The 10,176-nt window shown below is 45.5% G+C and carries 3 protein-coding genes and 3 pseudogenes; 2 read left to right on the top strand and 4 right to left on the bottom strand.

The features are described from left to right. Both J1784_RS02080 and J1784_RS02075 read left to right on the top strand, forming a co-directional pair. Positions 1-118, top strand: a pseudogene (locus J1784_RS02080) (IS30 family transposase); the annotation flags it as partial. Positions 119-215: 97 nt separating this feature from the next. Next, a complete protein-coding gene (locus tag J1784_RS02075; RefSeq protein ID WP_217147808.1) occupies positions 216-758 on the top strand; it encodes a GNAT family N-acetyltransferase in 543 nt (180 codons plus the stop codon). Positions 759-1,028: 270 nt separating this feature from the next. Here the strand turns inward: J1784_RS02075 and J1784_RS02070 are convergent. The 4 genes and pseudogenes from J1784_RS02070 to J1784_RS02060 all read right to left on the bottom strand — a co-directional run. Continuing rightward, a pseudogene (locus J1784_RS02070) lies at positions 1,029-1,220 on the bottom strand (GNAT family N-acetyltransferase); the annotation flags it as partial. 27 nt (positions 1,221-1,247) lie between these two features. Continuing rightward, positions 1,248-1,355: pseudogene (locus tag J1784_RS26365) on the bottom strand (recombinase family protein); the annotation flags it as partial. 926 nt (positions 1,356-2,281) lie between these two features. After that, positions 2,282-2,905: a helix-turn-helix transcriptional regulator gene (locus J1784_RS02065; protein ID WP_217147807.1), complete on the bottom strand. Its 624-nt coding sequence runs from the start codon at positions 2,903-2,905 to the stop codon at positions 2,282-2,284. A 54-nt stretch (positions 2,906-2,959) separates the two neighbouring features. Further along, positions 2,960-10,033, bottom strand: coding sequence for an autotransporter outer membrane beta-barrel domain-containing protein (locus J1784_RS02060; protein WP_217147806.1), 7,074 nt, complete (start codon positions 10,031-10,033; stop codon positions 2,960-2,962). Positions 10,034-10,176 lie beyond the last annotated feature (143 nt).

Genomic DNA, 10,176 nt, shown 5'->3' with positions numbered 1-10,176 from the left:
TCACAGCCAGCTAAGACTAAACAGTGTTGCCAGGCAGCTCAACGAGAGGCCAAGAAAAACGCTAGACTATGAATCACCCGCAGAGCGTTTTAACCAATGTGTTGCATCCATCGGTTGAACTCACAGCGAGGAGCGGACGTAGCGTTATGTCACACTTGGAAATCATCCGTTTTCTCATATAATAAATTTAATATCGTGAATCACATGGGGGTGTTATGAGGCTATTTTCAACAGAAAGAACGGATGTATACCTGCTTAATCAAGATTTAACGGAAAAATTACAGCAGTTTTTGGTTACAAATAGAACTAATTTTGCGCCTTTTGAACCATTGCGTGATGATCAATATTTCACTTTGAACAATATTTCTGAAAGAATTAAACAATCAGTAAATGAATTTAACGAAAGAAAAAATTTGCTGATGGTTTTCACTATGAAAGAAGAAAGTGAAATAGTCGGTAGCATCAATTTCACAAACTTTGTCTATGGTGTTTTTCAAGCATGTCATTTGGGATTTTCAATCGATCATGCTCATCAGGGGAAAGGACTCATGCATGAGACTCTCAAGATAGCGATCGATTATCTACATGAAAAATATGAACTACATCGTGTAATGGCAAACCATCTTCCTGACAACCACCGCAGCAGTAACACTCTTCAAAGCCTAGGGTTTATGAAAGAGGGATATGCAAAATCTTATCTCAAAATAAATGGGGTTTGGCAGGATCATGTACTCAACTCCCTCATTCTTTCAGAATAATAATATTTTTGCAGAATAGATTTGACCTGCTTCCTTTTTTATTAAGACACAGAAATGTTGGCAGCTTCCGCTTCTGGCACAGACCTGCCTGTGAAAAAATCCTGGGACTGCGTTGAACGGGATGCCGATGTTATTCTCCCGTTGACTTAATTGACTGCGCCAATTCAGGACTCCGTTTGGGAAACGGAAAATATTGTACGTTATGATGGTTTTCTGTACTGACTGATTTCAATCAGGCGAAAAGGTCAATACTTTCCTTCAACCAGCTTTCTATTGTTTCGCCAAATATTTCCGCATCAATGCATTTTGTAGTGTCACGCCACGACGGACAGGAAAACCCCGTTCCACTACATGAAAGTCGTGCCGTAGAAAGAACGCTTCCGCAGCCTTACTCACATTTGAAGTAAGTTCAGCAATTCCAAGTTGTCTAGCTTCTTCATGAATGCAATTCATCAGTAGCGATTCAAACCTCGTTAGTCGTAACGCGTTCAGGGTCTGGATGCTACATACTTGAGAGCAACTATAGCCTGTGGCATCTGCTGTTTCCCGGATATTCAGTTTTTTAACCTGTCGGTAGTACAGCACTTTCTGGTGCCTAATGGTTTTAACAGCAAGCGAGCTGTTTTTAGTCTGAGTATCTGCATACGTTCATCTCCTTACTCAGAAGGAGTACGGTTTTATCGTAGTTACTCAGGCACCACTCATGCTTTTTGATAACCGCCGGTGGGATTTTCTCTATATCTTTGACGGTACCAAATCCCATTGACCCGTAAAAACCTTCAAGCTCAGCAAAAGGTAAACAGTAAAGAACTGACAGACCTGAGTTCTTAATTAGGGGTCAGTTTGGATATCGTAAATTTTTGTACGTTAAGCACATTATTTAACCAATCCAGTTAAGTAAAGGATTGATTTAGCGTCAGTTGCAGTCACTTTTAGGTTGTCGCTCTTGCTGTATCGCATTTGGGTTATCTGATTAAGACAAAATCCCCTGAAAACGCTGTATAGCGCGGGAGTACACCCTATCGCTATAGGTAAGCCTGTTCAAAAACAGGCTTACCGTACAATAATTTACGATATCCAAACTGACCCTTATCCAATGAAGTTATCATTTCTAGTTCTCCTGATAAGGATCTGTATGGTTCTCCTTTCGGTAAAAATCTCTGTGTTATTTCTTATTTTCAAACCTACCAATATATCGAGAAGGCATGCGAAGGATTTTAAAAACTTTATAAATTTCTGAAACATAAAAAATTTGCTTGGTATAATCGAGATTGAGATGCACGTGGTCTCGCGAACCCTGCTGGGCAAGCACGGCAGGGACTGTATTTCAATCAATATGGAGAGGAGCCTATGGCTTAATCTGTTTATAGAAGGAGAATTAAAATGACCAAATGGACATTTGATAAAACTGCTGTTGCACAAGGGATTGCTGCACAGAACAATTCTGGACGTATTCCGGCGATTGACATTCAACAAGGCCCTGGTCTTTTGAAGCGTCATCAAAGGAAGTTGTATAAAAGGGGTCAGTTTGGATATCGAAAATTATTGTACGTTAAGGTTGTTAAGGTTTCTATCCTATGTCGGTTGATTATGTCCAGATTATTTGCTAGCAAAATCCCCATGCTTGTTTGAATTAACTGAATGTTAGTTTCTATGCCCATTTTTTTCATGGCTTTCCTCTTATGCGAACTGATAGTTTTAATGCTTTTGTTTGTCATTTGAGCAATTCTGGATAAAGATAAGCCATTAATATACAGACGAATAATTTTTTTTTCATTGGGGGTAAGTGTACTGAATTCTGATGGAGATAATTCAGGGTTTGTCTCAATCATAGGCGAAGCAAGAATTAATTGACTTAACGTATTATTAAGTTGTGATACCGATGCATCATAACATTCATAAATTACCCTTCTTGGTAATAGTAGTGTTGATAAAAAGCTCAATAAAGGTGTCAATGCGATGATCAAAATTCGCTCTGACTTACACTCTATAATTGCAGAAAGTTCATGCTCATTCAGCCAGTTTTTCTCAAAACTAAAAATAGATATCTTTTGGGAATTCATCCTTTTAGTTAGTATTTGTTCGGTTATTTTTATGAAGGCAATTTTAGTGTATACGTTATCACTGACAATTGAAATATTATCCATAATATCACTCTGAATTAAAGGGGAGGAAACCCTCCCCATATTTTATTCCCTAGTTTATTTAAAGTTGTACTTAACGCCGATCATCGCTGCACTGTCGTTATAGCCCTTATCACCGACCTGAGTTCCAATATTTCCCCAAATATTAGTGTTTTTGTTAAGTTGCCCTTCAACACCAACCTTCACTTCAGCAATATTTTTCGTCCCATCCATTGAAGAGGATACTCCGTTCATCGTCGCACCAAAGTTATTGGTGTTATGAATCCAGTTAGCTTCCACAAAGGGCTGGAATTCACGTTCTTTTCCGTCATCCATTTTGTTGTGGCTATTGATATAAGTTCTCACACCCAGACGGGTCATCAGGTTGCCATCTCCTTCAGAGGCCACGTTGGTGCCGTTGGCTTCGGTGTGGTCGTTGGCTTTAACGCCCATCCAGATTGCCTGGACCTGGGGCTGAACGTAAACAGTATTCGTAGTGCCCATGCTGCCCTTAAACTCACCGGTTTTAAAGGTATAGCCCGTCTCAACCGAAGCGGTGATGCCTTTAGACTTATAGGACTCCGACGCCAGTTCATCACCTTTCACACTGTTATTAAACCAGTTGTATTGCGCCCAGCTATCGACATAGGCACCGATGTGTTCAGCTTCATTAGCAAGCCATGTACCGTAAATACCAACGCTGTAGCCGTTAACGGAACCATCAGCACTGTACGTCGTCACCGAGGAGCGAGAATTGCTATGGTTATTACCGTAGCCCGCCATCATACCCAGATGGGTACGGTTCGTGCCTTCTTCGCCCCAATGCGCTATGTCACCCCCCATTTGCAGTACATAACGGTTGCTTTGAGTTTTCAACTGGCCGCTGCTATCACGGAATGACGTGTGCCCACCAGTGTTACGCATCCACATGCTGGTGACTTTTTCTTCACCCGTCAGCATGTCCACGTAGTTTGTTTCACCCAGGCGGTCATGCAGCGTAGTGATAAACATCGTGTTTGCTGCGGCGATGTTCGCCGTGTAAGCCCCTGCTTCCGGACGTACAATCGGGTTAGTTGGTTTATCGGGGTTAACCGGATCAACTGGGTTAATCGGATTAACCGGGTCGATTGGTTTCGGTAATTGAGATTGGAGATACCAGTTACCGTCCTGTGCCAGTCCCTTATTCAGGAAGTAGTCATACGCACCGGCTACAGCACGGCCTTCAAGGGTAAAGTTACCGCCGGAGTCGCCGCCCACCTGCACCACTTCAATACCTTTACTGGTGATATCGCCGCTGCCGCCCAGGTTATTCACCTGCACACGTGTAGAACCCGAGGTATCACCTTTCACAACCAGCTTATCGGTCAGTGAATTGTCAGCACCCAGCACGGTGTTAAGCGCTAACAGGCCATTGTCACCGACATAGTTACCGTTAACGGTTAAGGTGTTGCCTGCCACCGCACCGGCCAGCTTGATCTCGCCGCTGTTGTTCAGATTTCCAACGGTTAAATTGCTGACGGACTGACTTTCATAGCCGCTTAACGCATTCAGGGCTGAAAGCGTGCCGAGGTTGTTCACCGTACCGGTGATTTCACCGTTACCTCCCAGAACAGATCCTGAAGCAATATTGACCGCGCCGTTGCCAGAAAGCATACCGCTGGCGGCTTCGTTGTCGCCAAGCACCAGACGCCCTGCACGCAGGTTTGTTTCACCGGTATAAGCCAGATCGCGATTCACAATCAGCGAAGCGCTGCCCAGTTTTTCCAGATCGCCACTGCCTGTTACCGAGTTCGTCAGTTCCCAGGAGCTGTCGGCAGTCAAATGCACGGTGCCATTGTTTGCCACACTTGCCTCACCCAAATTCCGGGCTGCGGAGGCACGTAAATCGCTACCGTTATCGACCTGGAATTCGCCACTGAAAGTGCTGTTGTCGGCAGTAAGATTTATATCCGCGCCGTCTTTCACTTCAACAGTACCGGCTCCTGCCAGCTGCTTACCGAGGTTGCCTACCGTTGCCGCGTCGCTGGCAAGCTGCTTCGCAAACGTTAAACGATCTTCTTTATCGGTAAGCGTCACCAGACCGCTGTCACCCAGACCGGATACATTGTTCAACAATGCTTGCGAGCCACCCTCAAGCGTCACATCCCCGGTGTAGCTGCTGTTTGCGCCATTCACCGTCACCACGCTTGGGTCGATAGTTAACTTGCCGCTGCCTGCCAGAGTGTCACCGTTAATAGTGCCGCCATCCAGATTTCCAGCGCTGCGCTGCGCATCGGTAATCGTTAATTCACTGCCCTCAGAGAGCGTGAGCTGGCTACCAGATACAGTATTCAGCGCCCCAACTTTCTGGCTGTGACTCTGAGTATCGACTTTAGCATCGCTTTCAATCAGCAGATTGTTAGTCTGACCCAGCACATTGTCGTTACCCAGCGCCAGGGTTCCGCTCGCCACCGTCGTCTCGCCGAGATAATCGTTATCCAGATTGGACAGAAAAACGGTGCCGGTGCCAGTATCAATATGCAGATCGCCATTCCCGGTCACTTTGGCGCTGAGATCGCTTGCCGCACCGCTGGCTCCATTGGCATTAAGCACTAAGGCATCGGCTCCCTGCGCTAAAAGCTCAACCTGCTTGAGGCCATAGTTGATATACAGCCCGTCAGCGTTATCGCCGCTGGTCAGACGATAATCCCAGGTGCCCTTCGCCACCGTCTCGCCTGACTGAGTGATATCCACTAATGCCGCTTCCGTGATTATCTGATCATCGCTATCTTTCAGCGTCAGGTTGCCACCGCTGCCGGTGACTACGCCTGCGCTGTCCGCCATTTTCACCAGAATCTGTGCTTCGTCCTGCTCCATCAAAGAGAAATGATTGGCGGGGAGGGGGTTGTCATTAATGACGCCGCCGAGTGCAACTTTCACCGTGCCCTGCCCGCTGATATCCAGCGTATTCGCGGTATGAATCTTATTGCTGGCTTCTTTAATACCTGGGCTAAGCTCGCCAAAATCAGCGGTGCCGCCGTTGAAAGTAAGGCTACCAATATCCTGCTGGCCTGCCCCCACCGTTGCCACGCTGCCGCTGCTCAGTTTCAGATTTGCGGATTTCAGCGCCTGCGTATTAATCCCTTCAAGACCCAGCTTGCTGTTGGACAAATCGAGCGTACCGGCAAAAGCATCGTCTTTATTATTGTCGCTAAAGCTAAAGGCTTTATTCGACAGCTCCGCTTTGACCGTTCCCGCGCCGTGCAGATGGCTCTGGAATGCGATATCGGCGGTATTGTTCAGGGACAGAACGCTGTTCGCATCGATATTAAATACCGTGCCCGCTGCATCATTAGCATCGTTGCCCAACGCCAGTAGGGTATTGTCTTCAGTAAAGGTCGAGCCATTTGTCAGGTTAACGGTTTCAAATCCCGTCAACGCATTGACGTTTTTCAGTACATACGCCGAGTTATCCAGGTTCAGCTCGTCATCGCCCGCACCACCATTTAATGAGGTGAAGAGTGAGGTTTCGTCAGCCTTAATATTCTTAAGATTGAAGACATCGCTCCCGGTGCCAGTAAAGAAATCTGTACCAGTGCTGCCGCTAAGCAGATTAACGGTGTTGTCCCCTTGCAAAAGGTTTACTTTCCCTATAATGCTGGCACCACCGCTGTTGGTGAACGTCATCCCCGTGCCGGAATTGCTTTCCACCGCGACCTGTTCAGAACTTTTCGCTTTGATTGAGCCACTATTGGTGAACGAACTGACCTTACCGTTATCCAGATCGATCACTTCTTTCGTTGTCGAGGCTGAGGTCAGTTTCCCGGACTGAATGACGTTAGCTGTCGTCCCGCCGACAACCAGTGCAGAACCCCCGTCGGGAGCCGTCACATTAATAGCAGTACCATTTTTCACATCACCGCTGGTATTGGTCACAATACCCGAGCCGCTTGCGCCGGTTACGTTGATGGTCAAACCATCAGAGTCCAGTAGATCAAGGGCTGCATTGGTGGCCGAACCGTCAGCATGTTTCAATGAAATACCTGCGCCGGAACCACTAACAGTGATAACACCACTGTTTGACGCCCCGAGTCCAGCACCCGTACGAATGCCCGCCCCCTGTTCAACGTTAAGCTTGGCATTCACGAGACGGATACCTGTAACTTCCGCACCGTTTTCAATGGCATTTCCCGTCCCCGACACGCTAATAGTTGCATCAGTTACGGTCAGCTCAGACGCAGAAGTGGCTTTCAGCAACGGCGTTATGGTTTGGGCTTCAATTAGCACGCCGTGCGCGCCATTTTGGGCGATAGTCGTACCTTGACCGCTAAGCGCAAGCGAAGCACCATCCTGCAAGCGATAAGCTGCCGTTCCACCGGTCGCTTTCACCGTACCCGTATTCGTCACCTTAGAGTCGCCACCGACAATATCAACAGCAACGCCGTTGACAGTGATATTGCTGCTATTCTCTAGGTTACCGCCGTCGACCAGTACACCTGTGCTGTTATCTGCGGTAAAAGTCAGAGAGCCTTTATGGATAAGCGTACCTTTGTTACGGGCGATATAGCCCATGGCATCGCTGGCTGCGTTGGAGTTATCGAGTGTTGCATAGGACGTTAACTGGGAAGCACCTGCATCGCCAGCCGCTCCTGTGATGCTGGTGGAATTACCATCAACAATACCTGCCGTGGCATTTTTCGCCGTCAACGCCAGAATAACACCCTGGTCCAGCACGCCCTGCGCACCGCCTTCAACCTTGACTGCAGTAGCGCCTGCAGCATCGACATTAAGTACCATTTTGCCTGTGTTTAACTTACTGGAGGTCTTTCCATCTTCGCTTTTGCCAGTGACCAGTAAAATAGTGCTGTTCTCACCGCTCGCTTTCATGATCGAAGTGCTGTCCGCCCCTCCCGCAAATGCGGAACCGCCATCGATGCGATATAGCGTCGAGCCTTTAGTAGAGACATTTTGTTCCCCGGTGCTGTTATCATTAATCGATGAGCCCATGCCGAAGACGTAATAACCGATTTGATTTTCTCCTTCTTCAAATGCTACTTTTCCACTATCTTCAAGCGTCACAACCCCCTGATTACGGGCATGAATACCAATCGCTCTGTCACCATTAAGCTCAACGCTGCCGGAATGGGTTACGTTTGCCCCTGCACCTTCAGACCAGATACCGTAGTTAGCGGTCTTGGTTGCCGGGTCTACCCCTTGATTCACTATGATATTGCCAGTATTAGTTGCAGCACTGTTCGCCAGAACTTGCAGGCCAACGGAGTTAATTCCGTTTAAGTTAATTGTTCCGCTGTTCGTTATCTGTTTAGCGCCTGATGAGGAATTTATGCCAATGTTCTTACTGCTTGGATTGGTTGCATTTCCCATCCGTCCATTAACATTAACAGTCCCTTTTTGATTGACGACAGAAGCACTACCCGCGGCAGAAATACCTGTCGCTCCCTGGGTCTGAGTGCCGATAGTAATAGTACCGTTAGCATTATTATTTAGCGTCCCACCGTTTAACAGGCTGACACCCAATGTCCCAATAGAGGGAACCGCAACATCATTAGTGACATCACTCACAGAGCGCTGAGCCAATCGACCTATATAGAGTTCGCCATTGTTTTCAAAACTTGACTTTCTTTGTAAAATAACACCCGTCGCGTTAAAAGAACCATTTACCGTTGACGGTTGTGCTAAAGCGGCCACATTAATTGAGCCGTTGTTGATTAACTGAGTTGTGTCGTTAGTGATAACGGCAGTAGACCCTGCATTATCCTGACGGGGGGCAACGTTAATCACTCCGTTGTTTAATATCGTACTGGAACCAGAAGCATTAATCGCAATCTGCTCACCGTTCCCAATATTAAATCCAGTAGTGTATTTATTAAAAGCAGACATATCAGTATTAGTACCAGCATCAATAACGCCTTCGTTATTAATATGGCTGTCTTTAGCAAAGACAACATATGCCCCTCGCAGACCGTTATATACTGTGCCAATCGTTCCGAGGTTAGTTAGCGTCGCCTCATTTAGCAAACGAATTAATGATGCGTCAGAGCCATACATCTGGATATTGGCATCACGGCTTATATTGACATTCGCGTCGGCGCCATCAGCTTTTATAAATGCAACTCGGCCTCGGTCGACATTCATATTTGTCGCGTCATTAACTGGAATTGACGTATTTACAAACACTTGCTTGAGAGTGTTATCATAAGCCAATTGTAATTGAGAGTCGTAATCAGAACTGTTTAGACTACCAGTGCTTATGGCAGTCTGTAATGCAGTATTATATCGTTGGAAACTTTTAATATCATTGACAACGAAATTTCCAATTTTACTGGCAACCTGACCTTTAAACCCACCAATAAATGATGCTGCATATGTTGAATCAGAATTATTATTACTTTTATTTCCTAATTCGACCACCGTTTTCGAATTGTAATTCAGCGTGCCGCCATCTGCAACGTTAAATACTGATGAAGTCGTCACATCTTTCTGGCTGCCTTTCAAAATTACTGACAGCCTGTTGGCTACATTATTCATCCAGTTAGCATCGGTTGTGCCAACATTGACATCAACAACAGAGCTTGGTTGGATAGAGTAAATAGATGTATCAACATATTGGCCATGTTCCCCTACTGCATAAGATATGGGGAATACAAAATCGGCAGCACGTGTAACACTCATTTGAGCATTGTCATAAACGGAAACAGAGGACTGATTATGAGTAATAGGATCTTCAAAAGTAATGGTTGACCCTTTATTACCTAATTCAAAATTGTCACCGGAAATGTAATCAGCCCCCTTAACAACGACTCCTGAATCCAAAGCCTGTTGCAGAGTTGTGTACGTAAAACCATCCAAACCCTTTGAAATATTTGCAAAACCATTACCCCCACCGGTAATAATATTAACTGGACCAGTAAGAATTGAGTAAGCAGAATCTTGAGGCGTAAAATAACCAATCTCTAGATCTGATGAGAAGCTTTTTTCGGTCGCCAAGGCTGATAATATGCAGGTCAGCAGCACTTTTTTCGAAAAAATAATATCGCAAATAGCTACGCCTACAGATCTAGATTTTCCTTTTGTCTTTCCTTTGGCAAATTCAGATGCGACAATATATCTACCAAGAGTGGAATTCCATATAACTCTATATAATTTATTCATATATGCCTGGCTTTGGTTAATTAAGGGTTTTAAACATAGAATTTAAAATAACGAAAAATATCTTCATAACTAATAGCAATGAAGGCTGATTCACTTAACAATATATTTATTCCGATAAAGAATAGCGTAATGAACGAGGTTCC

The organism is Rahnella ecdela (assembly GCF_019049625.1).
Classification (GTDB): domain Bacteria; phylum Pseudomonadota; class Gammaproteobacteria; order Enterobacterales; family Enterobacteriaceae; genus Rahnella; species Rahnella ecdela.
This window is presented reverse-complemented; position numbering and strand designations above follow the sequence as displayed.

Excerpts from the sequence above, each read along its gene's own strand:
- J1784_RS02075 (WP_217147808.1), top strand. The coding sequence starts at position 216 with ATGAGGCTATTTTCAACAGAAAGAACGGATGTATACCTGCTTAATCAA.
- J1784_RS02065 (WP_217147807.1), bottom strand. The coding sequence starts at position 2,905 with ATGGATAATATTTCAATTGTCAGTGATAACGTATACACTAAAATTGCC.
- J1784_RS02060 (WP_217147806.1), bottom strand. The coding sequence starts at position 10,033 with ATGAATAAATTATATAGAGTTATATGGAATTCCACTCTTGGTAGATAT.